This is a genomic window from Micromonospora sp. AMSO1212t, assembly GCF_008868145.1.
GTDB lineage: Bacteria > Actinomycetota > Actinomycetes > Mycobacteriales > Micromonosporaceae > Micromonospora > Micromonospora tulbaghiae.
In genome coordinates this window covers 1-25350 of sequence record NZ_WBKS01000020.1, presented here as the reverse complement: position 1 = coordinate 25350, position 25350 = coordinate 1, and the positions used below count along the sequence as shown (strand labels likewise).

Sequence of the window (25350 nt, the reverse complement as noted above, 5' to 3'; positions counted from 1 at the left end):
CGGCCCGCTTGAGGGACCGGCGCTCGCTCACCCGGGGCCGGCCCGCCGAGGGCCCGTGCACCCCGCCGCCGATCCCGCCGTGCGTCCGGTCGTCAGTGGTCCGTGCGACGAGCGCGCGCCCGGCGCGCGACCAGCAGCGCGATTCCGGCGACCACGAGCAGCCCGGCGACCGCCCCACCGGCGAGCAGCGCGACCGGCGGGCCGTCGTCGCCGGCCCGCGGACCGGAGGCGTCCGGCTCGTCCACGGCCGACGGGCCGCCGGACGCGCTGCCCGCGCCCGCCGTGGTGTCCGCGCCGGTCGACGCGGGCGCCGCCGCCGACGCGGAAGCCGACGGCGCGGGCGCGGCCGGGTCGGCGACGGTGAAGCGGTACGACCCCTGGACCGGGTGGCCGTCGCTGGACACCACCCGGTAGGCGACGGTGTAGGTGCCGTTGCCCAGCGGCTCGTCGATCGTCACCGTGCCGGTGACGCCGTCCACCGCCGGCGCGGAGGTGGGCACCTTGCGCTGGCCAGCGTCGCTGACCGTGATGGTGGTGAAGGAGGGGTTCAGCCGTTGCAGGAACCGCAGCGTGACCTGCGTGGGCGCGGCGGTGAGCCGGGCGTCGCGCGCGGGCGTGGCCTCCTGGAGCGAGTTGTGCGCCGCCGCGGGCGTGGCCGGGACCAGCAGCAGCGCGGTGAGGACCGCGGCGAGCAGCGCGGTGACGGATCGGGTACGCATGACGCGCCTTCCTGTGGTGGTCAGCCGAGCAGTTGCCGGCCGATCCAGCCGCCCTCGGGGCAGCCGGGCGGTACGGCGAACACGGCGGAGCCGATCGGGGTGGTCCACTCGTTGAGCAGGTCGCGCTCGGCGAGCCGGCGCTGGACGGGCAGGAACTGGCGGGCGATGTCGGCCTGGTACGAGGCGAAGACGAGCCCGCTGTCCGCGTTCCCCTCGGGGGTCGGCACGCCGTCGTAGTTGTAGGGCCGGCGCAGGATCTTCTGCCGGTCGTCGGTGACGCGGGCGCGGGTCAGGTGCGAGAAGTCGGGGATGACGGTGAGCCCGTCCGGGCCGAGCGCGGCGAAGTCCGGCTCGTCGTGTTCGGTCCGGCCGGTCAGCGGCGCGCCGGTGTCGAGGCGCCGCCCGACGGCGAGTTCCCGGTCGCTGCGGCCCAGCAGGTCCCAGGTCTCCAGGTTCATGCTGATCCGCCGCACCACGAGGGTGGTCGAGTCGCGCAGCCAGTCCGGTCCGTCGGTCACCCACACCGCGGTGTCGGCCGGCGCGCCGGGCTTCGGGTTGGCGGTGCCGTCGAGCTGCCCGAACAGGTTGCGCTGGGTACGCCCCGGCTCGGCGCCGGCCGCCCGGCGGAACCCCTGCTGCACCCAGCGGACGACGGCGAACGGGCGGCTGTCCTTGACCAGGACCCGCTGGGTGTGGGCGACGGTGAGCGGGTCGTCGGCGCAGATCTGGAGCAGCAGGTCCCCACCGGACCAGCGGGGTTGCAGCCGGTCGATGCCGAACGCGGGCAGCTCGGCCACCGAGGCGGGCCGGCGCTCGTCGAGCCCGGCGGCGGCGTAGAGCCCGGGACCGAAGCCGAACGTGACGGTGAGCCGGGCCGGCAGCACGCTCAGTTCGGGCTCGGTGTCGGCCAGCGCCGGGCGGCCCTGTGTGAGCCGGGCCGCGTCGTCGGAGAGCAGCCGCAGCATCCGCCCGAGCGCCGCCCGGTCGGTGCCGGGGCGCAGCGTGAACGCGACGAACGCCGCATGCGCCTGCGGGTCGGTGGTGACCCCGGACTGCCGGGCGCCGTGGAACGGCTCGACCGCGCTGCCCACCTGTGCCACCGGAACGGGATTGTCGGGGCGTACCCCCTGGGGACGGACGGCGGCAAGGGTGCCCGCGCCGGCCAGCGCGCCCCCGGCGGCCATCGCGCCGCCGGTGAGCAGGCCGCGCCGGCTCACCCGGCGGGCGGGTGCGCCGGTGCCGGTCATGAGGCCGGGCTCGCGCCGTGTCCGGGCGCGTACGTCTCCTGGGCGCCGGTGAACGGCTTCGCCACGGCGGTGAACGTCTGGGTCCGGCCGTCGGCGAAGGTGAGCGTGATGTCGAGCTGGTCGCCGGCCCGCACCGGGCGGGTGAGGTCCATCAGCATCAGGTGGTCGCCGCCGGGTTCCAGGGCGGCCCGGGACCGGGCGGCGACCACGACGCCGCCCTGCTTCTGCCGCATCGCCATCTTCCCGTCGGTCATGGCCATCTCGTGGATCTCGGCCCGGGACACGTCGGTGCTCACCCCGGTGATCGTGACGTCGGTGTCGCCGTCGTTGGCGAGCGTGGCGAACGCGGCGGTCATGCCCTTGTCGGCGGCCTTCACCCACGGGTCGCGGACGGTGAGCACGCCCGCCGCCGCGCTCGCCGCCGCCGACGTCGAGCCCGATGCCGCCGGGGCGGTGGACTCCGTGCCGGAGGATCCGCAGGCGGTGACCGACGCGGCGAGCACGGCGGCGCCGATCAGGGCCGCCGTGCGCGGCAACCGGCGGCTGGTGGTGCTGGGCATGACGTCGTCCCCTCGAAGATCCGGTGTTCGTACCGTTGGTCGGCGCGGTACGCCGGATAGTTCCGGCCGGGGCGGTCAGGCACGTCACACCCGGCCGGCGGACCGTCGTGGACCCGGGATCGGCGGTGCGTCCGGAAGGCATAATGGTTCCGGGTGTCACGTGGCGCGCCGGGCGCGGCCGCGGCCGGACGAGGGTGCCGGGCGGGCGCCCGGACGAGGGAGGCGACGGTGACCCAGGCGACGACCGGGGCGACCCGCAACACCCGCCAGCGCGCCGAGGTGCTGGCGCTGCTGCGGGAGTTGGACGGCTTCCACAGCGCGCAGCAGCTGCACCAGATGCTCGTCCAGCGGCAGGCGAAGGTCGGCCTCACCACGGTGTATCGGACGCTCCAGATGCTCGTCGACAACGGCGAGATCGATTCGGCCCGGCTGCCCGGCGGCGAGCACCTCTACCGCCGGTGCAGCCAGAGCCGCCATCACCACCACCTGGTCTGCCGCCGCTGCGGCCGGGCCGTGGAGGTGGCCGGCCCGGCCGTGGAGCGGTGGGCCGACCAGGTCGCCGCGCAGCACGGCTTCACCGACGTCGGGCACACCCTGGAGATCTTCGGCACCTGCGACCGCTGTGCCGCCTGAGCCCTCGCGCGGTGACCCGCCCGCGCCGGGACGGAACGCGGCGACCGGTGGCAGTTCCGGAACGCCGGCGTCACCCCGAAGTGCCGCTCCAGGCCGGCGCGGATCGCGTCGCCGGCCAGCGCGCGCAGCAGTTGCCCGCGCTCGGCGTCGCCGGGCGGCGGCACCACGTTGTCGGCGAACGACATGTCTCCTCCGGAGCGCTAACGAACACGGCTCCCATTACCAACTGAGCGCGCCACGCGACCGGCAGCCCGTCAGGCACCGGCGCACGCGAAACGGCGGGCGGACCCGCAGGCCCGCCCGCCGTCCGGCGGTGGAACGTGTCAGCGCAGGCGCGCCTCGATCGCCTCGATGACACGGGGACGCAGCTCGGCGGCGCGGATCACCGCGTCGACCGAACCGACCTCGACCGCGCGCTGGATGCTGTGCACCCGGTCGAACTCGGCGGCCACCTCGCCCAGCTTCTCTGCCCGCACCGACGAGCGCAGCTCGTCCAGCTCGGCGGTGAGCGTCGCCCGCTCGGTGCCGGCCGCGGCGGCGACCTTCGCCTCCAGGTCGCGTACCCGGGGGTCGGCGGCGGTGCGGGCGGCGACCTCGCCGGCGAACACCACGGCGGCGGCGGGCGCGCCACCGAGCACCGAGGCGAACGACCCCTCGATCGCCAGCACCGTCATGTCCGGGTTGAGCGCCTTGGAGAAGACCACGAACGCGCCGCCGTGGTAGCGCGAGATCACACAGAACACGATCGGGCCGCGGAAGTTGACGATCGCCCGGCCGATCTCCGCGCCGTACTCCAGTTGCAGCTTGCGCATCGACTCGGGTGAGCCGTCGAAGCCGGACAGGTTGGCCAGCACGACCAGCGGCCGGTTGCCGCTGGCCGCGTTGATCGCCCGCGCGGCCTTCTTCGACGAGCGCGGGAACAGCGTGCCCGCGGTGTAGGTGTCCGGGCCGTCGGTGGGCGGGAAGCCGTGCCGGGGCACCGAGCGGGACTCGATGCCGAGCAGGCACACCGGGATGCCCCCGAGGTGCACGTCCTGCACCACAGCGGTCTCCGCGTCGGCCATGCCGGCCCACCGCTCCAGCACCGGGTGGTCCTGGTCCGCGAGCGCCCGCATGACGGTACGGATGTCGAACGGCTTCTTGCGGTCCGGGTTGGCGGTGGCGGAGAAGATCTCGCCGACCGTGGCGAAGTCGCTGCCGGCGACCGCGTGCGGGTAGCCGCAGACGTCCCGGTCCACCGGGTCCATGGTGACGGCCCGGCGTGGGGCGTGCTCGCCCGGCGCGACGTAGGTGTGGTCGTAGTGCGCCATCAGCACGTCCCGCGCGGCCGGCAGGTCCGGCGCCCAGTACTGCGCCTGCCCGTTCGGGCCCATCACCCGGTCGTAGCCGCCGATGCCGAAGTTGTCCTCGGCGGAGACGCCGCCGGAGAAGTCGAGCGACTGCTTGCCGGTGAGCACCATCGCCGAGTCCGGCGTCATGACCAGCACGCCCTTGGTGTGCATGAGCATCGTCGCCTCGGCGTTCCAGTACGGCTGGGCACCGACGTTGATGCCCGCCACCACGATGTTGATCTCACCGCCGTCCTGGGTGAACTCGACGATGCGCTTGAGCGCCGCGGCCACCCAGTCCATGTTCTCCGTACCGGAGGTCATCGAGATCCGGGCGCCGGCGCTCAACGCGTACCACTCCAGCGGCACGCCCATCCGCTGCGCCAGGTCCAGCGCGGCGATCACCCGCCGGCACTCCGGCTCGGACAGCGCGCCCAGCGACTTGGTCGGGTCGCCGAGCAGCACCACCCGGGTCACGCCCTGCGGGTGCCGCGGCGTCGGCGTGGTCACCACTCCGGCCACGATCGCGGCGGTGTTGCGGCCCTTCGGCCGGTCCACCGGCACCAGCTGGTGGTCGGCGTCCAGGTCGTGCTCGACGAAGTCGCCCAGCAGGCCGGTCAGCTCGTACGGGTAGACCGTGTTGCGGCCGGCCGCGCGCAGCACCTTCAGCCGGTAGTCGTCCAGCGGCTCGACCGGTTCGGCCGGCGGCTCGCCCACCGTCAGCTGCGCGTGCCCGCTCACGTCGAACGTGATCCGCACGCCCACCTTGGTCAGCTCGCCGGTACGGCGGTCGCGCTGCCGCGCGATGAACAGGATCTCCTCCAGTTCGGCGCCCACAGTGGTCGGGCGTACCCGCCCGGCGATCAGCTCCATCTCCTCGCGGGTCAGCTCGCTCGGCGGCCACACGTAGACGACGATCCGGTTGGTCGGGAACCGCGACTTCGACGGCCGCCGCGACTGCGCCCGGCGGATCGAGTCGATGCAGGCCGCCACCGTGTCCTCGGTGGTCGGCAGCGCCACCAGGCGGCCGTCCTGCTCCCGCAGCCCGGTCAGGTCACGCACCTGCGCGAACGCCACCAGCCGCTGGTCGGACGGGTTCTGCCGGGCCACCGCCTGGAACAGGTAGACCTCCTCGTCCAGCGACGGCAGCCGGGTCAGGTCGAACTCGCGCAGCCGTTCCAGTTGCATCCGCTGCGCGATGTACGGGTGCAGGCCGCGGATCAGCCGCTCCTCGGCCATCCCGCCGCCCTCGGCGGGGCGGAACGTGACGTGGTGGTGCATCACCGCGCCGCCGCGCCCGGCCACGGTGGTGGTGAGGCGGCGTACCTGCTGCGGCAGGGGGTGCGCGTTGACCACGTCCAGCAGCGCGGCGGCGGTGGCGTCCAGGTCCTCGGGCTGGTTCTCCCAGGCCAGGTAGACGTCCGCGTCGACGGCCTCGCAGTCGCGGGCCACCTCGGCCAGGCCGCGCAGCGCGTCGCCGAGCGCGTCGAAGCGTACGGCGGCCGAGACCACGCTCGACCCGTCCCGCCCGGCCACCACGAACGTGCAACCACCGGTGGTGCGGGTGCGGACCTCGGTGACCGCCTTGTTGCCGTAGTAGCGGCGGGTCAGCACCTCCAGCATGGCCACGTTGTCCAGGTCGTCGCGGACCAGGCGCTGACCGAGCAGCCGGACCAGCGGTTCGGTGCTGCGGACCATCTCGGCGACCCGCTCGGCGCGGTCCGGCGCGTCCGGCTGCGCGTCGAGGTGCCGCAGGTGGGTGCGGACCTGGGCGTAGACGCGGGCCCGGTTGCGGCGCAGCAGCGGCTGGGCGAACCAGGCGAACACCACGCCCCGGGCCAGGTCGGCGACGACCGGGAAGCGGACCTGCGTCGCCGCGACGAGGCGCTCCAGCGCGAGGCCGGCGGGCTCACGCAGCGCCTCGTCCGGCGGCGGCTCGCGCAGCCAGGAGCGCAGCAGCGTGGCGATCACCGCGGCGTCCGCGGCGGCCCGCTGCTGGGCCAGGAAGATCCGGAAGACCGCGGCCTCCAGCTCGGGGGAGCGGTCCAGTTCGGTGACGTCGTAGTGGGCGAGCGCCTTCGCGAGGCGGGTCCGGAACGACTCCGGGGAACCGGCCCGCTCGACGTCGAGGCTCTGCAGGTAGGTGTGGAAGTATTCGCGGGCGCTGTGCACGTGCCCGGCCGGCCCGTCGTCGCCGGGGCGGTTGCGGCTCAGCTCGGCCAGGTCGGCGAAGACGTTCACCAGCTCCAGCTCCTCGGCCAGCGGCCGGTGCCCCGCCTCGGTGGCCGCGCGCCGCGCGTCCAGGTAGTCGTCGAGCACCCGGCGCTCGTCGTGCGGGTCGACGTCGTAGCCGAGCAGCAGGGCGCACAGGTCCTCCTGGCCGCGCTCGGCCCGGGACCGCGCCGGCACGTCCGCCGGCGCCACGGGCAGGTCCAGCTCGACAACGGGACCGGCCGGGCCGTCGGCGGCCTCGGCGTCGTCCTCGGCGACCGGCTCCAGGCGCAGCAGCGGCGCGCCCGCCTCCACCTGGGTGCCCACCGCCACCGACGACTCCTTGAGGCGGGCCCGGAACGGCGCCCGCAGCACCGTCTCCATCTTCATCGCCTCCAGCACCAGCACCGGCGCGCCGGCCTCGACCTCCGCGCCGACCTGGAGCGGCGTGGCGACCACGAGCGCCGGCATGGGGGAGCGCAGCACGCCGCCCTCGTCGCGACTGATCCGGTGCGTCACGCCGTCCACCTCGACCAGGTGGATCGGGCCGTGGGTGTCGGTGAGCAGGCGGAAGCGGGCGCCGTTCACCGCGATCTGGCCGGTGTGCCGGTCGAAGCGGTCCAGCTCGACGTCGGCGGTGCGGACGTCGCCCCCGGCCTCGACGCCGACGCGGAACCGGTGCGCGCCGACCCGGGCCACCCGCATCCGGTAGGTCACGCCGCGCAGCTTCAGGTCCAGCGGCCGGCCGCTGCGGTGCTGCACCTGCGGACGTCCACCGGCCGCGGTGGACAGCAGCCGCTGCCGTTCGGCGGTCTCGTCCTCCTCGTACGCCTCGATCGCGGCGGCGGCGAGCGCCACGGCGGAGTGCCGGTGCGCGACCAGGCGGCCCTCGCCGCGTACCCGGTCGATCCAGCCGGTGTCCGCACTGGCGTCGATCACCTCGGCCTGGTCGAGCAGGTCGAGCACGAAGCTCTTGTTCGTCGCGCCGCCGGCGATGACCACAGTGGTGTTCGCCATGGCCCGGCGCAGGCGGCCCAGCGCCTCGTCCCGGTCCCGGCCGTACGCGATGATCTTGGCGATCATGGAGTCGAAGTCGGCCGGGATGGTGTCGCCCTCACTGACCCCGGTGTCGACCCGGATACCGGGCCCGGCGGGCAGGTCGAGCCGGGTGATCCGGCCGGGGGAGGGGGCGAAGTCGCGGTCCGGGTCCTCGGCGTTGAGCCGCGCCTCGATGGCGTGCCCGCGCTCGACCGGCGGCTCACCGGTCAGCCGGCCGCCGCCGGCCACGTGCAGCTGCGCCTTGACCAGGTCGAATCCGGTGGTCGACTCGGTGATCGGATGCTCGACCTGCAGGCGCGTGTTGACCTCCAGGAACGCGAACAGCCGGTCGCCCGGGTGGTAGAGGAACTCGACAGTGGCCGCGCCCCGGTAACCGACCGCCACCGCCAAGCGCTCCGCCGACGCCTTCAGCTCCGCGGTCTGGTCCGGGCTCAGCACCGGCGAGGCGGACTCCTCGATCACCTTCTGGTTGCGCCGCTGCACCGAGCAGTCCCGTACCCCGAGCGCCCACGCGGTGCCCTGGCCGTCCGCGATCACCTGGACCTCGACGTGCCGGGCGCCGGTGACCAGGCGCTCCAGGAACACCACGCCGCTGCCGAACGCCCGCGCCGCCTCCTGGCTGGTGCGCTCGTAGGCGTCGGCCAGCTCGGCGTCGCTGCGGATCACCCGGATGCCGCGCCCGCCGCCACCGGCTGTGGCCTTGAGCATCAGCGGATAGCCGATCGAGGCCGCCGCGCGCAGCGCGTCCTCCAGGCTCTCCACCGCGCCGCGGCTCCACGGCGCGACCGGCACGCCGACCTCCTCGGCGATCAGCTTCGCGCCGATCTTGTCGCCGAGCTTGCGCATGGCGTCCGGGCTCGGCCCGACGAACGTCACGCCGATCTTCTCGCACAGTTCGGCGAACGCCGGGTCCTCGGCCACGAAACCCCAGCCGACCCACGCGGCGTCCGCGCCGGTCTCGACCAGCGCGCGCTCCAGGGCCTTGAGGTCGAGGTACGGGCGGGCGGACGCGGGGCCCAGGTCGTAGGCGACGTCCGCCTCGCGGACGAAGGTGGCGGTACGGTCGACGTCGGTGTACAGCGCGACGGTCTCGATCCGGCTGCCGGTCTCCGCGGCCAGTTCCCGGACCGCGTGGATGAGCCGCATCGCGGCCTCACCACGGTTGACGATGGCGACACGGGTGAACACGTGACCGTCCCCTTCGGTTGACCCACTCCTGCGCGCCGGGCGCGGCGATGCCCCCGGCTCGCCTCACCTTTCCGCCTGTGCGCGGGCGGCGCCATGTCGTAACGGCCGAAGCCTGAGCGGGGACCGTTGTGGGAACCGAACAAAAGTTTTTAGCCAGCCACTCACTACCCGTCGGTACGCGATACGGCGCCGGACCCGCTCGGGTCCGGCGCCGTATGGCGTCTGCGCTGCGTGCTCAGCCCGGGATCTCCCGGGGGTCGCGGCTGCGGGGGTACGTGTTCTTCTCGCCGATCGTGCCGTCCTGCTTCTTGATCACGTGCTCGGCGCCGCGCTCGGCCGCCATCTCCCGGCCGGCCGCCTCGGCCTCCGCCTTGGTGTCGTGGCGGCTGGTCGCGCGCTCGTTGCCCTCCGGGCGGTTCTTCCACTGCCCGTCCTGCTGGTAGGTGTCGATGTCGCCCTTCGCCATGCCGTCAGCTCCCTCGTTCGCGTGTCCGATGACAAATGTCTGCCCACGGGCGCGGTGCGTTAATCCTGCGATCGCTCAGTGGTTTGCCGGAACGGCAAGGTTCCTTGCTGTTCGGTCCGAGGCGACGCACGATGGCGGGGCCGGTCGGGAGACGACCGGCGGCGAGGAGGCAGACATGACGGGGCACCACCACCACGAGCACCCGGCGGACACCGATCCGGCCCGGTTCTGGGACGAGCGGTACGGCCAGCGGGACCGGATCTGGAGCGGCCGGGTCAACCCCGTCCTGGCCGAGGTGGCCGGCACGCTGACCCCGGGCACCGTGCTCGACCTGGGCAGCGGCGAGGGCGGCGACGCGGTGTGGCTCGCGTCGAAGGGCTGGCGGGTCACCGCCGTGGACATCTCGTCCGTCGCGCTGGACCGCCTCGCCGTGGAGGCCGAGCGGGCCGGGGTGGCCGAGCGGATCACCACCGTCCGGCACGACCTCACCCAGGGCTTCCCGCCCGGCCGGTACGACCTGGTGTCCGCGCAGTTCTTCCAGTCGACGCTGGTCCTGCCCCGGGAGAAGGTGCTGCCCCCGACGGCCGAGGCGGTCGCGCCCGGCGGCCGGCTGCTCGTCGTCGAGCACGGCGCGCCGCCGCCCTGGGCCGGGCCCGACACCGGCCACCACCGGTTCGCCGAACCGGAGGAGATCCTGGCCGCGATGAACCTCGACCCGGACGGCTGGGACACCGAGCGGCTGGGCGCGGCGCGCCGTACCGCCACCGGCCCGGACGGCCAGACCGGCGAGCTGATCGACCACGTGGTGCTGGTGCGGCGGCGCTGACCGCCGCGCCGGTCAGGCCCGCGCGGACGGCCGGGTCAGCAGCAGCACCAGCAGCCCGGCCGCGCACAGCGCGGTGCTCATGCCGTACGCCCACCGGTAGCCGACCTGCGCGGAGATCCCGAGCAACGGCCCGGCGAGCATGGCCCCGATCGGGAACGTGTTGGTGAACAGCGTGGTGGCCCGGCCCGGCTCGCCCGGCAGCAGATCCTGCACGTAGGCGATGCCGACGCCGGACACCGCGGCGATGAACAGCGCGTTCACCGGCTGCGCGAACAGCAGGAACGGCACGCTCGGCGCCAGCGCGGCGGTCGCGTAGTAGGCGACCCCGCAGGCGCCGCCGACCAGGACCAGCGTCCGCAGCCGGACCCGCGCGGTCAGCGCGCCCAGCCCGAGGATCAGCGGGATCTCCAGCGCCGCGCACAGGCCCAGCACCAGCCCGGCGCGGGAGGGGTCGTCGTTCAGTTCGGTGTCGATCAACAGCGGCATCGCCTGCACGCCGACCGTCAGCGGGCACTGGAGCAGGACGAACGTGAGCGCCGTCAGCGCCAGCCGCAGCCGGGACGCGCCGGGCGGGCCGGGCGCGGCGCCGTCCGAATCGGCCGCGACCGGCCGCGCCGGCAGCGGCAGCTCCTCCAGCCGGAACGCGGCCACCAGCGCGGCCAGCGCGTACATGACGGCGGCCATGCCGTACACCAGGCGGAAGCCGCCGACGTCGAGCAGCACCGCGGCCAGCGCCGGCCCGGCCACCCAGGCCAGCGAGAACACGGTACGCATGAGGCTGACGCCGAACGCGGCCCGTGCCGGATCGTCCCTGTCGAACAGCGCCCGGGTGTACGCGAACGACTGCGGGAACAGCGAGTTCGCCAGTGCCGTGGCGGTCGCGGTCAGCGCCAGCAGGATCCAGTAGTCGCGGACGTACGCGGTCAGGCCCGTGCCCACCACGCCGGCCAGCGCGGCGCCGACCAGCAGCGCGCGCCGGATCGGCCGGCGGTCCGACAGCCGGCCGATCAGCGCGGAGGCGACCACGCCGGACAGCGGGGCGACGACCAGGAACACGGTCACCCGTAACGGGCCGGCGTGGACCTCCCGGTCGAGGAACAGTGACAGGAACGGCAGCACCACGGCGGTGGACAGGCCGACGGTCAGGAACACCACACCCAGCGGGAGCAGCCGGAATCGGCCGGCGCGCACCGCCGGCCTCGTGTCCACAGCCATGCGGCGGACTGTACGCGGCGGCGGTGCGGCGGCCGACCGAGTTTCCGCTGCCCGGGCTAGCCGACGGCGGTGGGGGAGGGCGGTGCGCTGCCGCCCTGCGGGGCCTCGGCCGTCATCAGCCGGACGATCTCCGCCCGGTCCGCTGCCGACGGCATCCCCCACTCCGGCCGGTAGCCGAACGCCCGGTCCAGCGGGATCGACGAGGTCCGGCCGTCGAGGATCTCCACCGAGTCGGTGCCGATCAGTCCGGGATGCTCGACGCCGCACGCCTCGGCCACCTTCACCAGGTCGCGGCGCAGCGTACGGATGTAGTTCGCGGCCCGCACCGACTTGCGGGCCGGGTCCAGACCCCGGGCCAGCCAGGCGTTCTGCGTGGCGACGCCGGTCGGGCAGGTGTCGGTGTGGCACTTCTGCGCCTGGATGCAGCCGATCGCCAGCATCGCCTCCCGCCCGACGTTGACCATGTCGGCGCCGAGCGCGAACGCCACCACCGCGTTGTCCGGCAGGCCGAGCTTGCCGGCGCCGACGAACACCACCTGCTCGTGCAGGTCGCGTTCGGCGAACGTCCGGTAGACCCGGGAGAAGCCCTGCTGGAACGGCAGCGAGACCGAGTCGCTGAAGATAAGCGGTGCGGCGCCGGTGCCGCCCTCGCCGCCGTCGACGGTCACGAAGTCCACGCCGCGCCCGGTGTCGCGCATCAGCGTGGTCAGCTCCTCCCAGAACCCCAGGTCGCCGACCGCGGACTTGATGCCGACCGGCAGACCGGTCTCGGCGGCGAGCAGCTCCACCCAGTCCAGCAGGCTGTCGCAGTCGGAGAACTCGGCGTGCCGGGACGGGCTGACGCAGTCGCGGCCGGCCGGGATGCCCCGGGTGGCGGCGATCTCGGCGGAGACCTTCGCCGCCGGCAGCAGGCCGCCCAGGCTCGGCTTGGCGCCCTGGCTCAGCTTGATCTCCAGGGCCCGTACCGGCTCGGCCGCGACGAGGTCCTTGAGCCGTTCCAGGCTGAACCGGCCGCGCTCGTCGCGGCAGCCGAAGTACGCGGTGCCGAGCTGGAAGACCAGCTCACCGCCGTTGCGGTGGTACGGCGACAGCCCGCCCTCGCCGGTGTTGTGCAGGCAGCCGGCCAGCGCGGCGCCCCGGTTGAGCGCCTCCACCGCGTTGCCGGACAGCGACCCGAAGCTCATCCCGGAGATGTTCACCACCGACTCCGGCCGGAACGCGTGCGCCCGGCCGCGCGCTGCGCCGAGCACCTTGGCGCAGGGCAGCGTCACGTCGTGCCCGGCGGTCGGCGTCGACGGCGGCACCGCCCGGCCGAACGTGCGGTGCTTGATGATCGGATAGCCGGCGGTGTGCTCGATGTCGTTGTCGGTGCCGAAACCGAAGTAGTTGTTCTCCTGCTTGGCCGAGGCGTACACCCAGCGCCGCTGGTCGCGGGTGAACGGCCGCTCCTCGTCGTTGCCGGCCACGATGTACTGCCGCAGCTCCGGGCCGATCGACTCGATCAGGTACCGGGCCCGGCCCAGCACCGGGAAGTTGCGGCGCAGCGCGTGGTCGCGTTGCAGCAGGTCCCGCGCCGCCAGCGCGGCGACGGCGGCGACGGCTGCGGGTACGGCTCTTCTCGCCCAGCTCATCCCGCCACTCTTTCCGGCCCGGCACCCGGTCAAACGCCGGATGGAACCCGGCCGCCCCGGGCGGTGTCATGGAAGCAGACCGACGGCGGAGGCTGCCCTGGACGACGAAGAACTCGTCACCCGCGTACGCGCCGGCGACCGGGAGGCGTACGACGCCCTGGTCGCCCGGCACACCGCGTCCGCGTACCGGACGGCGGTGCTGCTCGGCGCCGGTCCGGACGCCGAGGACGTGGTCCAGGAGGCGTTCGTGAAGGCGTACCGGAAACTGTCCCGCTACCGGTCCGAGGCGTCGTTCCGGTCCTGGCTGCTCGCGATCGTCGCCAACGAGACCCGGAACCTGCACCGGACGCGCAACCGGCGGGACGGGCTGACGCTGCGCGCGGCGGCAGCCGACCCGGTCGCGACGGTCACCGCCGACGACGGGCTCGGCGCCGTGCTGGCGGCCGAGCGACGGGCCGCGATGGTCGGGGCGCTGCGCCGGCTACCCGAGCGCGACCGCGAGGTGATCGTCTGCCGCTACCTGCTCGACCTCGGGGAGGACGAGACGGTGACCGTGCTGGGGCTGCCCCGGGGCACCGTGAAGTCACGGACCCACCGGGCGCTCGCGAAGCTGCGTGCCCTGCTGGACCGGGAGGGGGCGCAACGTGGATGACCTGGAACGGGAGCTTCGTGAGCTGACCGGCTGGCTGGAGCCGGCGCGTACGCCCGACCTCACCACGCGGGTCCGCGCCCGGCTCGACGCGCCGGCGCCGCGCCGGCGGTGGCGGTACGTGCTGGCCGCCGCGCTCGCCGCCCTGCTCGTGGCGGCGCTGCCCCCGGGGCGGGCGGCGGTCGCCGGCGCGGTGACCGGGCTGCTGCGGTTCTCCGGTGTCGTCGTCGACACCGCACCCGCGCCGCCACCCACCGGCACGCCCTCGCCGCTGCCCGCGCAGCACGAGGTCGCGCTCGCCGAGGCGCAGCGGCAGGTCCGCTTCCCGATCCGCGTGCCGGGCCGACTCGGCGCGCCGGAGCGCGTGCTCGTCGCCGATCCGGACGGTGCCGGCGCCCACCGGGTCGTCAGCCTGCTCTACCGCGGCGGGACGGTCCGGCTGGACGCCTTCGACGGCTCGCTCGACATCGTGTTCCACAAGCGGTCCGCCGGGGCGGACGTGACGCTCACCCAGGTCGGCGGCGAGTTCGCGATCTGGGTCGGGGGTCCGCACGCGCTGGCGTACGTGGACCGCTCGGGCACGGAACGGGTCGCCACCGCGCGGTTGTCCGCCGCCACGTTGATCTGGGAGCGGGCCGGGGTGAGCTACCGGCTGGAGGGGGATCTCACCCGTGAGCAGGCGCTCGACGTCGCGTCCTCGGTGGAGTGAGCGCGGCGGGAACCTCGGGGCGCCGGGCGGTGTCCTGAAGACGAGAGTCGTCGACGGGGGAGGCCGGATGTCCGTTCCGAGAAGAGTCCTGCTGGTGTCGGTCCTGCTGCTGGCCGGTTGCAGCGGCCCGGCCGCTGTCCCGGACACCACGCCCGCCACGGTTCCGGACACCACGCCCGCCACGGTTCCGGCCACCACGTCCGCCACCGAACCGGCCGTGCCTGCGGCCTGCGCCGAACGGCTGGAGACCGGCCGGCTGCCGGACTGGGCGGACGCCGGGTTCAGCGGAGACACCCGGGTGCGGCACGTCTTCGGCACCCGGGGCGACATCGTCGCGATCCTGTTCGCGTACCCGCTGGTGCACGCGCGCGACGACGGCGCGAACAACAAGATCCTCTGGGTGGCCCGCCCCGAGACCGGCCGGTCCGATCCGGCGCGGCGGACCCCGCTGGTGATCACCGCGACGCGGGTAGGGACGGACACCCCGGTCGTCCGGGAGGTGGACGGCGGACCCGGGCCGTCCATCGTCGACCTGCCGGCCGCCGGGTGCTGGCGGCTGCGCCTGGACTGGTCCGGCCGCACCGACACGATGGATCTGGTCTACCGGCCGGCGTCCCGCTGACCGGCATGGCCGCTGCCGGTCCGGGTAACGCTGCGTCATGGCGAAGTACACCGAGCCGGAACTGCGGGAGCGCCTCAAGGCCGAGATCCGCGCCTCCGACAAGGGCGGACGGCCGGGGCAGTGGTCGGCCCGCAAGTCGCAGCTGCTGACGAACGAGTACAAGAAGGCCGGTGGGGGATTCGAGGGCCCGAAGGACGCACGGCAGCGCTCGCTGCAACGCTGGGGCGGCGAGAAGTGGCAGACCCGCAGCGGTGACACGCGCGCCCGCAACGGCGGCGAAACCCGCCGTTACCTGCCCGAACAGGCGTGGGAGGAGCTGTCGGAGAACGAACGGCGCGCCACCGACACCCGCAAGCGCCGCGCGTCGCGCTCCGGCCGCCAGTACGTGCCGAACACCGGCCCGGCGAAGCGGGCCCGCCGGGACGCCACGGCCGCCGAGCAGATCAACGAGTTGCCGGTGACCGAGGCGGTCAAGCTGGTCCGCGACCTCGACACCCGCCAGCTCGACGCGGCGCTGCGCCGGGAGCGCGGCGGCAAGGCCCGAAAGACGCTCATCGGACGGCTGGAGTCGGAACTGGGCCGGCGCCGGGCGGCGTGAGCGCGGACCGGCCGGACACAGGCGGCGGGGCCGGTCACCGGACCGGCCCCGCCGTGGTGCGCTCGTCGTCTAGCGGCGCGGGTGCTGCGGGATGCGCGGCAGCACGTAGGGCGGACCGGAGAAGATCAGGTCCGACTTCAGCTCGTGGTACGCGAGCTTCGGCTGGTAGTTCTCGTCGTACACGGTGGCCAGGCCCTCCGGCGGGTCGGAGAACGCCCCGGGCACCCAGGAGTGCTTGTCGGTGAAGCCCCAGAGGGTGAACGACAGGCAGTGCCGCTCGGCCAGGCAGGCCTGCATCAGCACGCTGAAGTTCGCCGCGGACGCCTGCAGGCGCGGGTTGATCTCCGCGGAGTCGCCGGCCTCCACCCCCTCGGTGATCTGGCTGCGCACGTCCACCTCGGTGAGGGCCGTGGCCAGCCCGAGCCCGGCGAACTTGCGCAGCGCCGCGGCCACCTGGAGCGTGCTGAAGTTGCCGTACTGGGTGCCCAGGTGGCCCTGTGCGCCCACGCCGTCGATCGGCACGCCCTTGGCCCGCAGGTCACGGGCCATGTTGTAGACGAACTGCGTCTTGTCGTCGGCCGGGTTGCCGGAGCCGAACGCCTCGATGTTGTAGTCGTTGTAGAACAGCAGCGCCTTCGGATCGGCGGCGCGGGCCCAGCGGAACGCGTCGGCGATGTAGCCGGGCCCGAGGTTCTGCGCCCAGAATCCCTTGTAGTGCAGGGTGGACGGGGTGTCCCAGGGGTCGCTGACCGCCTCGTTCACCACGTCCCACTGCCAGATCTTGCCCTTGAAGTGGGTGACCACGGCGGTGATGTGGTTGCGCAGGATCTGGCGCAGCTCGGCCTTGCTGATCGAGCCGTCCGCGACGCCGCTGGTCAGCCACGCGGGCAACTGGTTGTGCCAGACCAGCACGTGGCCCCGGACCCGCTGGTTGTTCTTGCGGGCGAAGTCGATCAGCTCGTCGGCCGGGCCCCAGTTGTAGGTGCCCCGGGTGGGTTCGAGGCTCTCCCACTTCATCACGTTCTCGGCGGTGACCGTGGAGAACTCGGACGCGGCCAACTCGCGGTACCGCGGCTCGGCGGCGTCGTTGAGAGCGGCCATGTCCACGGCGGTGCCCACGTACAGGCCGTGGCGCTTGGCCAGCTCCCGCAGGCTCTGCGCGGCCGGGTCGTACGGCCGTCCGGCCGTCGCGGGTACGACGTTGAGGGCGGTGGCGGTCACGACGGCGACGGCGCCTGCGGCGAGCCAACGTCTCAGCTTCATGGTCGTTCCTTTCGGGAGGGTGCGCACAGCCGGGGCCGGCGGTGGCGGTGCCGGGAACGCCGCGGCGTGGAACGGACCGGCGGGCGCCCGGGTGGACGGACGGTGCGGGCTTCCGAAACTTCCGGTCTGGCTTCCGGAAGTAGCCCGAAACATTACGGACGCCGATAGCCGTCCGTCAATCACCCGGATCGGGTGGGTGGGGTGGTGCCTCAGCGCAGCGCGCGGCAGGAGGCCCGGACGACCAGCTCGGTGGGGAGCTGGATGTGCGTGTCCCGCTCGACGCCCGCGATGAGGTCGATCAGCAGGCGCAGCGACTCGGCGCCCATGCGTTGCAGCGGCTGCCGGATCGTGGTGAGTGGAGGGTCGACGAGTGCCGACTCGGGGATGTTGTCGAAGCCGATGACCGACAGGTCGTCCGGTACGCCGAGGCCGAGGCCGCGGGCGACGTCCACGGTGGAGATCGCCGAGAGGTCGTTGCCGGCGAAGATCGCGGTCGGCCGGTCGGGGAGCGCGAGCAGTTCGGCGGCCGTGCTGGCGGCGGTCTCGGTGCGGAAGCCGCCGACCCGTACGAGCCGCTCGTCCACCGGCACGCCCGCGTCGGCCATCGCCTTGCGGAACCCGGCCTCGCGCAGGCGGGCCGACTCCAGGTCGGGCCGGCCGCTGATGTGCGCGATCCGCCGGTGCCCGAGCGACAGCAGGTGATCGGTGGCCAGCACCGCGCCGGCGAAGTTGTCGGAGTCGACCGTGGGCAGGCCGGACGGGCCGGTGTGCGGGTCGACGGCCACCACGTGGAAGCCGTGCTTGGTCTCGACCACGGTCGGCGTCACGATCACCGCGCCGTCGATGAGCGTGCCGGACAGCCGGGCCAGCGAGCGCCGCTCCCACCCTATGGCCGCGCCCTCGCCGTCACCGCTGGAGTAGGCGAGCAGCTGGTAACCGCTGCCGGCGACCTCCCGGGACGCGCCCTTGAGCAGCTCGGTGGAGAACGGCTCGAACTCGGCGACCAGGATGCCCAGCACGTTGGTGCGGTGGCTGCGCAGGCTCTGCGCCCCCAGGCTGGCCTCGTACCCGAGCTCGTGGATGACCTGCTGGACGCGCTCGACGGTGGCCTGCGCGACGCCGTACCGGCCATTGACAACCTTGGATACGGTTGCCACCGAGACGCCGGCCGTACGTGCCACGTCCGACATCTTGACGCGCTGCTCGAACACCACGCCGACGATGATAGAGGGCGCTCCCGGCCGGATCGAAGACGATGTCGAAAACGTTATCGATACCGATTGACTTCACGTTACGGCCCTGTAAAACTCCCCGGCAGGTAACCCGGCTAAGTGGTCGAGGAGACATCTATGGCGATGAAGCGCCGTGCTGGTGCCGTCCTGGCACTGTTTGTGACAAGCGCTCTGCTGGCCTCCGCGTGCAGCGGTGGTGGCGACGACGAGAAGGCCGCCGAGAGCGAGCTTTACAAGAACCCGGTGACGTTGACCTGGTGGCACAACGCCTCGCAGGACGGGCCCGGCAAGACGTACTGGGAGAAGGTCGCCAAGGACTTCTCCGCCGCCCACCCGACCGTCAAGATCGAGATCGAGGCGATCGAGACGAACCAGCTCCAGCGCACCCGGCTGCCCGCCGCGCTGCTGAGCAACGACCCGCCGGACGTCTTCCAGGCGTGGGGCGGCGGCGAGATGCGCGAGCAGGTCGAGGCCGACTACCTCAAGGACATCACCGACCAGGTGAAGGGCGAGGTCGCCGACATCGGCAACGCCGCCGAGATCTGGCAGGTGGAGGGCAAGCAGTACGGCCTGCCGTACCGGATGGGCATCGAGGGCATCTGGTACAACAAGGACATGTTCGCGAAGGCGGGCATCACGGCGCCGCCGACCACCTTCGAGGAACTCAACGCCGCGGTCGCCAAGCTCAAGGCCATCAACGTCGTCCCGATCGCCCTCGGCGCCGGTGACAAGTGGCCCGCCGCGCACTGGTGGTACAACTTCGCGCTGCGTGCCTGCTCTGTCGACACGCTGAAGAAGGCCACCAAGGACCGGACCTTCGACGACCCGTGCTTCGTCAAGGCCGGGCAGGACCTGAAGGCCTTCATCGACACCAAGCCGTTCCAGAACAACTTCATCGCCACGCCGGGTCAGAACGACCCGACCAGCGCCAACGGCCTGCTCGCCAACGGCAAGGCCGCGATGGAGCTGATGGGCGACTGGAACCGCGGCACCCTGGACACCGTCGCCACCGACAAGGCGGCCCTGGGCAAGTTCCTCGGCTGGTTCCCGGTGCCGGCGATCTCCGGCTCCGCGGGTGACCCGAAGGCCGCCCTGGGCGGCGGCGACGGCTTCGCCTGCTCCAAGAACGCCCCGGCCGAGTGCGTCGAGTTCCTCAAGTACCTCGTCAGCCCCGAGGTGCAGAAGGGCTACGCCGCCACCGGCACCGGCCTGCCGGTCGCCAAGGGCGCGGCGGACGGCGTCACCGACCCGGCCCTGAAGTCCATCCTGGAGTCCACCTCCTCGGCCACCTACGTGCAGCTCTGGCTCGACACCGCCTTCGGCAGCACCGTCGGCAACGCGATGAACGACGCGATCGTCGCGATCTTCGCCGGCAACGGGACACCTGAGAAGGTCGTCTCGGCCATGAAGGCGGCCGCAAGCAAGTGACGTCCGCATCGCAGACCCGTATGCCCGCCGGCGGCGTGACCGCGCCGCCGGCGGGCCTCCGGCCCGGCGCACGAGCCGCCTCACGCCGCGCCGAGACCCGCCGCAAGTGGTACGAGATCATCGGGCTCACCACGCCGGCGGTCCTCATCTACGTGCTGTTCGTGCTGGTGCCGATGGGCTTCGCGTTCTACTACAGCCTGTTCCGCTGGCGCGGCGTCGGCCCGCCCACCGAGTACGTCGGCTTCCGCAACTACGCGCTCGCGTTCCAGGACCCGATCTTCCTCGACGCGCTGCGCAACAACGCGATCATCGTGTTCGGCTCGCTGCTCATCCAGGGGCCCGTCGCGCTCGGCATCGCCCTGCTGCTCAACCGCCGCTTCCGCGGACGCTCGGCCTTCCGCCTGCTGGTCTTCGTGCCGTACGTGCTCGCCGAGGTCACCGTCGGCATCATGTGGAAGCTGATCCTGACCGACGGCGGCACGCTCGACGCGCTGCTGCGGTCGGTCGGACTGGGCGGCTTCGTGCAGGCGTGGCTGGCCGACCTCGACGTGGTCATCTGGACGCTGCTGTTCGTCCTCACCTGGAAGTACGTCGGCTTCGCCATCATCCTCCTGCTCGCCGGCCTGTCGAACGTGCCACCGGAGCTGAACGAGGCGGCCGAGATCGACGGCGCGAGCTGGTGGCAGATCCAGCGCCACGTCACGCTGCCGCTGCTCGGCCCCACCATCCGGATCTGGATGTTCCTGTCGATGATCGGTTCGTTGCAGGTCTTCGACATGGTCTGGGTGACCTCAGTGCCCGCGGTGCGCTCGCTCGGCGCCTCGGCCACCATGGCCACGTACATGGTGGACAACGGCTTCTTCGCCCGGCTGTGGGGCTACGGCAACGCGGTGGCCGTGATCCTGTTCGTCATCTCCTTCGTCGCGGCGCTGCTGTTCCAGCGGTTCCTGCTCCGCCGTGACATCGAGGGCGCCATCACCCGGAAGGGGAAGTGACAGTGGCCGTGAACTCCGTACCCGCCCCCTCCGCCGGGCGCCGGCCGGTGCAGTGGAACACGCCGCTGACGTACGCGTTGGCGCTCGCGGTCGCGGCCGTGTCGATCGCGCCCGTCGTGTACGTCGTCATCGGTGGTTTCCGCACCACGCCGCAGATCGTGGACGACCCGGCCGGCCTGCCGGACCCGTGGGTCTGGGAGAACTACTACCGGGTGCTCACGCAGAGCGGGTTCTGGCGGCAGGCGTTCAACAGCGCGGTGGTCGCGCTCGGCACCACGCTCGGCGTGGTGGTGCTCGGCATGGCCGCCGCGTTCGTGCTGGCCCGGTACACGTTCCGGGGACGCGAGGCGCTCTACACCTTCTTCACCCTCGGCCTGCTCTTCCCGGCCGGCGCGGCGATCCTGCCGCTGTACCTCCTGCTGCGTGACCTGAACCTGATCAACTCCTACTACGCGGTGATCCTTCCGCAGGTGGCCTTCTCGCTGCCGCTCACGATCGTCATCCTGCGGCCGTTCCTGTCGGCCATCCCGCGGGAGCTGGAGGACGCGGCCGCCATCGACGGCGCCGGCCGGCTCGGCTTCCTCTGGCGGATCGTGCTGCCGCTGTCGCGGCCCGCGGTCGTCACCGTCGGCATCCTCGCGTTCGTGGCGAGCTGGAACGCGTTCCTCCTGCCGCTGCTCGTCCTCGGGGACGTCAACCTGCACACCCTGCCGCTGGGCGTGCAGAACTTCTCCAGCCAGTACACCACCGACACCGCGGGGGTCCTCGCCTTCACGTCGCTGGCGATGTTGCCGGCGCTGCTGTTCTTCACCCTGGCGGAGAAGCAGATCGTGGGCGGTCTCCAGGGCGCGGTCAAGGGCTGAGCGGCAGCGGTACCAGCACAACCAGTGGAAAGGCACACCATGACAGAGGTCCACGCGGTGGTGGACGGGCCGGTACCGGCTCAGGCAGGTTCGGGCCACGACCGGCCGGACGGACACGACCCCGAGACGCGCGTACGGGAACTGCTCGCTCGCATGACGATCGAGGAGAAGGTCGCGCAGATCGTCGGGTTCTGGGAGAAGGAGGACGGTGAGGCGGTCGCGCCCCTGCAGGGCGAGTTCGCCGACACCGGCCGGCTCGAGGACTTCTCCCGCCACGGGCTGGGTCACCTGACCCGCCCCTACGGCACCCGCCCGGTCGACTCCGCGGCCCGCGCGGCCTGGCTGTGGAAGTTCCAGCGGGACCTGGTGACGGGCACCCGGCTGGGCATCCCGGCCATCGTGCACGAGGAGTGCCTGACCGGCCTGTCGGCGTGGAAGGCGGCCACCTTCCCGACGCCGCTGGCCTGGGGCGCCGCGTTCGACCCCGACCTGGTCACCGAGATGGCGGCGGCCATCGGGGCCTCGATGCGCGCGCTCGGCATCCACCAGGGGCTGTCCCCGGTGCTGGACGTGATCCGGGACCCGCGCTGGGGCCGGGTCGACGAGTGCATCGCCGAGGACCCGTACCTCGTCGGGACCATCGGCACCTCGTACGTGCGAGGACTCCAGTCGCAGGGCGTGCTCGCGACACTGAAGCACTTCGCCGGCTACTCCGCCTCGCGGGCCGGGCGCAACTTCGGGCCCGTGCACGCCGGTCCCCGGGAACTCGCCGACGTGCTGCTGCCGCCGTTCGAGATGGCGATCCGCGACGGTGACGCCCGCAGCGTCATGCACTCGTACGCCGAGATCGACGGCGTGCCGGTCGCCGCCGACCCGACCATGCTCACCGACCTGCTGCGGGACCGGTGGGGCTTCGACGGGACGGTGGTGGCCGACTACTACGGCGTCGCCTTCCTCAACCTGCTGCACCACGTCGCGGCCGACAACGCGGACGCGGCCGTGCAGGCACTGAGCGCGGGTCTCGACATCGAACTGCCCACCGGCGACGCCTACCTGACCCTGACCGAGTCGGTGCGGGCCGGCACTGTCGACGAGGCGCTCGTCGACCGGGCGGTGCTGCGCGTCCTGCGCCAGAAGCAGGAACTCGGACTGCTCGACGCCACGTTCGACGACCAGCCGCCGGGCGCGATCGACCTCGACTCGCCGGAGCACCGGTCGATCGCGCGCCGGCTCGCCGAGGAGTCGGTCGTCCTGGTCGCCAACGAGGGCGTGCTTCCGCTGCCGGCGGGCCGCCGGGTGGCGGTCGTCGGGCCGAACGCCGACCGGCAGGGCGCGCTGTTCGGCTGCTACTCGTTCCTCAACCACGTGCTGGCCCACCACCCGGGTGTGGAGACCGGCTTCGAGGTGCCGACCGTGCTGGAGGCGGTGCGCGGCGAATTCGGCGCCGACCGGGTCACCTTCGCGGCCGGCTGCGCGGTGGACTCGGCGGACCGGTCCGGGTTCGACGAGGCGGTCGCCGCCGCGTCCGCCGCCGACGTGGCAGTCCTCGTGATGGGCGACCACGCCAGCCTGTTCGGGCGCGGCACGGTCGGCGAGGGGTGCGACCGGGACGACCTGGAGCTGCCCGGCGTGCAGCGGCAGCTCGTCGAGGCGGTGCTGGACACCGGCACTCCGGTCGTCCTGGTGCTGCTCACCGGCCGCCCGTACGCGCTCGGCTGGGCGCTGACCCGGTGCGCGGCGGTGGTGCAGACGTTCTTCCCGGGTGAGGAGGGCGCCGGGGCGATCGCGGGTGTGCTCTCCGGGCGGGTCAACCCGTCCGGCCGGCTGCCGGTCAGCCTGCCCGGCTCGGCCGGCGCGCAGCCGTACTCGTACCTGCACCCGGAGCTGGGCGAGGGTATGAACGGCACCAACCTGCCGGCGACGCCGGTGGCGCCGTTCGGGCACGGGCTGTCCTACACCACGTTCGCGTACGCCGATCTGACCGTGCCGGCCGAGGTGCCGACCGACGGGGCGCTGCGGGTGTCGGTGCGTGTGACGAACACCGGCCCGGTCGCCGGTGACGACGTGGTGCAGCTCTACGGCCGGGACTTGGTCGCCTCGGTGACCCGGCCGGTCGCGCAGCTGCTCGGCTACCGGCGGGTGCGCCTGGAGCCGGGCGCCTCGGTCACGGTCGAGCTGACCGTGCCGACCACGCGGCTGGCGTTCAGCGACCGCACGCTGACCCGCGTGGTGGAGCCCGGTGAGGTCGACGTCTGGGTGGGCACGAGCGCCCGGCGTGACGCCCAGGCGCGGACGACGCTGACCGGCGACACCGTCGCGGTCACCGCCGACTCGCCCCGCTGGACCACGACCGACCTTCGCTGAGCCGGGTCCGCCGGTCGTCCACGGGGCGGTCGGCGGACCCTTTCAGCGCATATTGGCGTTATGTCGTTTTTGACTCAGTAGGCTCCAGGATGTCATCCAGCCCGTGAGCCGGGGCTTCCGGTGCCGCCCGCCGTGCGCGGGTTCGCGTCTCGCCGCCCGGCCGGCTGGATCCCGGTCGCCGGCACCCACAGGGATGCGTGAGTCACGATGATGGACGCGGACACCATGGTCCTGCCCCGGCTCGGGGACGCAGCGGTCGAGGACCCGTGGGGCGAGGAGGACCGGCCACGCCGGGCCGCCGTCCGCGCCGCGACCGGCGTGCTCCGATGGCGGATCGCGGCGTGGCTGGTGCCGGCGGTCCTGATGGGCGCGTTCGGCGTCGCCCGGATCACGACATCGGGACCGAGCGCCGGAGAACTGGCGACCCGGCGCGCGGCCACGTCGCAGTGGCAGGGGATCGGCGCCGCGCTGACCGGCGACGTCGCGCTCGGGCCGTACCACCTGCTCATGCGCGGCTGGGCGGCGCTGTTCGGCGCGGCGGACCTCGCGCTGCGCGTACCGTCCCTGCTGGCCATGGTCGGGGCCGCCGCGCTCGTCGGCGCGCTCGCCGCCCGGACCGCCACGCCCGCCGCCGGCCTGCCGGCCGGGGTGATCTTCGCGGTGCTGCCGACCTCGACCCGGTACGCGCAGGAGGCGCAGCCGTACGCCCTGGCGGTCTTCGCCGCCGTGCTGGCCACCTGGCTGCTGCTGCCCCTGCTCGACCGGCCGGGTCCGCGCCGGCTCCTGCCCTACGCGGGCGCGGTGCTGCTGCTGGGTCTGTGCCAGCCGGTGGCGTTGCTGCTGCTCGCCGGTCACGGCTGGGCGGTGCTGGCGTTCCGTCGCCCCGGTGCTCTCCGGTGGCTCGCCGCCGTGGCCCTCGGGCTGCTCCCGCTCGCCGCGCTGCTCGGCTCCGCCCTGCGCGACGGCGGGCGCCTGGCGTCCGGCGCGCGGCCGGCCGCCGCGGTGCTCGCGGCCACGCCCGGGGAACTGTTCGGCGTCGCCGCGCTCGGCGGTGTGCTGGCCGGGCTGGCCCTGTTCAGCCTTCCGCTGCGGTACCCGGCCGCGCTCTGCACCGCCTGGGCGCTGGTGCCGGCGCTCGCGCTGCTGGGGCTGGCGCAGGCCGTGCCGGTCTGGTCGGCGGCGAACCTGCTGTTCACGGTGCCGGCCTGGGCGGTGCTCGGCGGGGTCGCCCTGTCCCGGGCGCGTGCCGCCGGTGCGCTCGCCGTGCTGGCTCTCGTCGCGGTGCTCGGGGTGGCGGCGCAACTCCCGTCGTGACCCGTCGACGAACGGGCGATGTCTGCCTGATTCGCCCTTTTTGCGGTTGATTGTCGGCTTAGCATTCGGACGGCTCCTGAGCCGGATGCAGACCATGGGGGAAACGTGGCCGTCGCCGCCGATACACGCCCGTCCCGCGCCACGACGGCCGGGACACCGGGCGCCCGCCCGATCGCGCCCGCCCCGCCCGGGACGCCCGCCGATCCGGACCGCCGGCAGCGCAACGTCCG

At 73.3% G+C, this 25350-nt stretch carries 20 protein-coding genes and 1 pseudogene; 11 read left to right on the top strand and 10 right to left on the bottom strand.

Annotation, left to right across the window (positions count from 1 at the left end; genetic code table 11):
- Nucleotides 1-92 precede the first annotated feature (92 nt).
- The 3 genes from F8279_RS08395 to F8279_RS08385 are packed head-to-tail and all read right to left on the bottom strand — an operon-like array spanning nt 93 to nt 2526.
- Nucleotides 93-719 (bottom strand): copper resistance CopC family protein, encoded by a 627-nt coding sequence (locus F8279_RS08395; protein ID WP_151499584.1) that lies wholly within the window; start codon nt 717-719, stop codon nt 93-95.
- Between the two features lie 20 nt (nt 720-739).
- The gene (locus F8279_RS08390; RefSeq protein WP_091417273.1) at nt 740-1966 is read right to left on the bottom strand and encodes a Dyp-type peroxidase; all 1227 of its coding nucleotides are present in this window, start codon (nt 1964-1966) and stop codon (nt 740-742) included.
- Complete coding sequence (locus tag F8279_RS08385; RefSeq protein WP_151499583.1) at nt 1963-2526, bottom strand: copper chaperone PCu(A)C; 564 nt, start codon at nt 2524-2526, stop codon at nt 1963-1965. Before F8279_RS08385 ends, F8279_RS08390 begins: the two co-directional genes overlap by 4 nt.
- 228 nt (nt 2527-2754) lie before the next feature.
- On the opposite strand from F8279_RS08385, the gene F8279_RS08380 reads away from it, so the two are divergent.
- Entirely contained in the window at nt 2755-3159 is a 405-nt protein-coding gene (locus tag F8279_RS08380) for a Fur family transcriptional regulator (protein ID WP_013286817.1), read from the top strand.
- Here F8279_RS08380 and F8279_RS30945 read toward each other — a convergent pair.
- The 3 genes and pseudogenes from F8279_RS30945 to F8279_RS08370 form a co-directional block, all read right to left on the bottom strand.
- Nucleotides 3135-3338: pseudogene (locus F8279_RS30945) on the bottom strand (hypothetical protein); the annotation flags it as partial. The gene F8279_RS08380 and the pseudogene F8279_RS30945 overlap by 25 nt on opposite strands.
- 144 nt (nt 3339-3482) lie before the next feature.
- Complete coding sequence (locus F8279_RS08375; protein WP_151499582.1) at nt 3483-8945, bottom strand: carboxyl transferase domain-containing protein; 5463 nt, start codon at nt 8943-8945, stop codon at nt 3483-3485.
- 235 nt (nt 8946-9180) lie between these two features.
- Nucleotides 9181-9411 carry a DUF2188 domain-containing protein gene (locus tag F8279_RS08370; protein ID WP_013286814.1) on the bottom strand — a complete coding sequence of 77 codons (231 nt, stop codon included), beginning with the start codon at nt 9409-9411 and terminating at the stop codon, nt 9181-9183.
- Nucleotides 9412-9586: 175 nt separating this feature from the next.
- On the opposite strand from F8279_RS08370, the gene F8279_RS08365 reads away from it, so the two are divergent.
- Entirely contained in the window at nt 9587-10237 is a 651-nt protein-coding gene (locus F8279_RS08365) for a bifunctional 2-polyprenyl-6-hydroxyphenol methylase/3-demethylubiquinol 3-O-methyltransferase UbiG (RefSeq protein ID WP_151499581.1), read from the top strand.
- Nucleotides 10238-10249: 12 nt separating this feature from the next.
- Here F8279_RS08365 and F8279_RS08360 read toward each other — a convergent pair whose 3' ends face one another.
- Entirely contained in the window at nt 10250-11452 is a 1203-nt protein-coding gene (locus F8279_RS08360) for a sugar efflux transporter (protein ID WP_225853192.1), read from the bottom strand.
- Between the two features lie 56 nt (nt 11453-11508).
- Entirely contained in the window at nt 11509-13083 is a 1575-nt protein-coding gene (locus F8279_RS08355) for an FMN-binding glutamate synthase family protein (protein ID WP_151499580.1), read from the bottom strand.
- Between the two features lie 40 nt (nt 13084-13123).
- Here F8279_RS08355 and F8279_RS08350 point away from each other — a divergent pair, with 40 nt between their 5' ends.
- The 4 genes from F8279_RS08350 (at nt 13124) to F8279_RS08335 (ending at nt 15661) form a co-directional block, all read left to right on the top strand.
- A complete protein-coding gene (locus F8279_RS08350; RefSeq protein WP_151499579.1) occupies nt 13124-13735 on the top strand; it encodes an RNA polymerase sigma factor in 612 nt (203 codons plus the stop codon).
- On the top strand, nt 13728-14441 hold the full coding sequence (locus F8279_RS08345; protein WP_151499578.1) for a hypothetical protein: 714 nt from the start codon (nt 13728-13730) through the stop codon (nt 14439-14441). The genes F8279_RS08350 and F8279_RS08345 overlap by 8 nt, the downstream gene beginning before the upstream one ends.
- 67 nt (nt 14442-14508) lie before the next feature.
- Nucleotides 14509-15063, top strand: coding sequence for a hypothetical protein (locus F8279_RS08340; protein WP_151499577.1), 555 nt, complete (start codon nt 14509-14511; stop codon nt 15061-15063).
- Between the two features lie 37 nt (nt 15064-15100).
- Nucleotides 15101-15661 (top strand): DUF5872 domain-containing protein, encoded by a 561-nt coding sequence (locus tag F8279_RS08335; RefSeq protein WP_151499576.1) that lies wholly within the window; start codon nt 15101-15103, stop codon nt 15659-15661.
- A gap of 69 nt (nt 15662-15730) precedes the next feature.
- Here the strand turns inward: F8279_RS08335 and F8279_RS08330 are convergent, their stop codons facing one another.
- Together F8279_RS08330 and F8279_RS08325 are read right to left on the bottom strand one after the other, a co-directional pair.
- A complete protein-coding gene (locus tag F8279_RS08330) occupies nt 15731-16924 on the bottom strand; it encodes an endo-1,4-beta-xylanase (protein WP_091417308.1) in 1194 nt (397 codons plus the stop codon).
- Nucleotides 16925-17133: 209 nt separating this feature from the next.
- Nucleotides 17134-18138 (bottom strand): LacI family DNA-binding transcriptional regulator, encoded by a 1005-nt coding sequence (locus F8279_RS08325; RefSeq protein WP_091417312.1) that lies wholly within the window; start codon nt 18136-18138, stop codon nt 17134-17136.
- A gap of 177 nt (nt 18139-18315) precedes the next feature.
- Here F8279_RS08325 and F8279_RS08320 point away from each other — a divergent pair, with 177 nt between their 5' ends.
- From F8279_RS08320 to F8279_RS08300, 5 genes are all read left to right on the top strand, one after another.
- Nucleotides 18316-19584: an ABC transporter substrate-binding protein gene (locus tag F8279_RS08320; RefSeq protein ID WP_225853191.1), complete on the top strand. Its 1269-nt coding sequence runs from the start codon at nt 18316-18318 to the stop codon at nt 19582-19584.
- The gene (locus F8279_RS08315) at nt 19581-20579 is read left to right on the top strand and encodes a carbohydrate ABC transporter permease (RefSeq protein WP_151499575.1); all 999 of its coding nucleotides are present in this window, start codon (nt 19581-19583) and stop codon (nt 20577-20579) included. Before F8279_RS08320 ends, F8279_RS08315 begins: the two co-directional genes overlap by 4 nt.
- On the top strand, nt 20576-21442 hold the full coding sequence (locus F8279_RS08310; protein ID WP_091417322.1) for a carbohydrate ABC transporter permease: 867 nt from the start codon (nt 20576-20578) through the stop codon (nt 21440-21442). The genes F8279_RS08315 and F8279_RS08310 overlap by 4 nt, the downstream gene beginning before the upstream one ends.
- A gap of 39 nt (nt 21443-21481) precedes the next feature.
- Nucleotides 21482-23806, top strand: a complete 2325-nt coding sequence (locus F8279_RS08305; protein ID WP_091417325.1) for a glycoside hydrolase family 3 N-terminal domain-containing protein — start codon at nt 21482-21484, stop codon at nt 23804-23806.
- A 207-nt stretch (nt 23807-24013) separates the two neighbouring features.
- Nucleotides 24014-25120 carry a glycosyltransferase family 39 protein gene (locus F8279_RS08300; RefSeq protein ID WP_151499574.1) on the top strand — a complete coding sequence of 369 codons (1107 nt, stop codon included), beginning with the start codon at nt 24014-24016 and terminating at the stop codon, nt 25118-25120.
- Nucleotides 25121-25350 lie beyond the last annotated feature (230 nt).

Coding starts and splice junctions, on each gene's coding strand:
- F8279_RS08390 (WP_091417273.1), bottom strand. CDS start 1,966: ATGACCGGCACCGGCGCACCCGCCCGCCGGGTGAGCCGGCGCGGCCTG.
- F8279_RS08395 (WP_151499584.1), bottom strand. CDS start 719: ATGCGTACCCGATCCGTCACCGCGCTGCTCGCCGCGGTCCTCACCGCG.
- F8279_RS08365 (WP_151499581.1), top strand. CDS start 9,587: ATGACGGGGCACCACCACCACGAGCACCCGGCGGACACCGATCCGGCC.
- F8279_RS08370 (WP_013286814.1), bottom strand. CDS start 9,411: ATGGCGAAGGGCGACATCGACACCTACCAGCAGGACGGGCAGTGGAAG.
- F8279_RS08350 (WP_151499579.1), top strand. CDS start 13,124: ATGGAACCCGGCCGCCCCGGGCGGTGTCATGGAAGCAGACCGACGGCG.
- F8279_RS08300 (WP_151499574.1), top strand. CDS start 24,014: ATGATGGACGCGGACACCATGGTCCTGCCCCGGCTCGGGGACGCAGCG.
- F8279_RS08330 (WP_091417308.1), bottom strand. CDS start 16,924: ATGAAGCTGAGACGTTGGCTCGCCGCAGGCGCCGTCGCCGTCGTGACC.
- F8279_RS08335 (WP_151499576.1), top strand. CDS start 15,101: ATGGCGAAGTACACCGAGCCGGAACTGCGGGAGCGCCTCAAGGCCGAG.
- F8279_RS08305 (WP_091417325.1), top strand. CDS start 21,482: ATGACAGAGGTCCACGCGGTGGTGGACGGGCCGGTACCGGCTCAGGCA.
- F8279_RS08385 (WP_151499583.1), bottom strand. CDS start 2,526: ATGCCCAGCACCACCAGCCGCCGGTTGCCGCGCACGGCGGCCCTGATC.
- F8279_RS08340 (WP_151499577.1), top strand. CDS start 14,509: ATGTCCGTTCCGAGAAGAGTCCTGCTGGTGTCGGTCCTGCTGCTGGCC.
- F8279_RS08360 (WP_225853192.1), bottom strand. CDS start 11,452: ATGGCTGTGGACACGAGGCCGGCGGTGCGCGCCGGCCGATTCCGGCTG.
- F8279_RS08355 (WP_151499580.1), bottom strand. CDS start 13,083: ATGAGCTGGGCGAGAAGAGCCGTACCCGCAGCCGTCGCCGCCGTCGCC.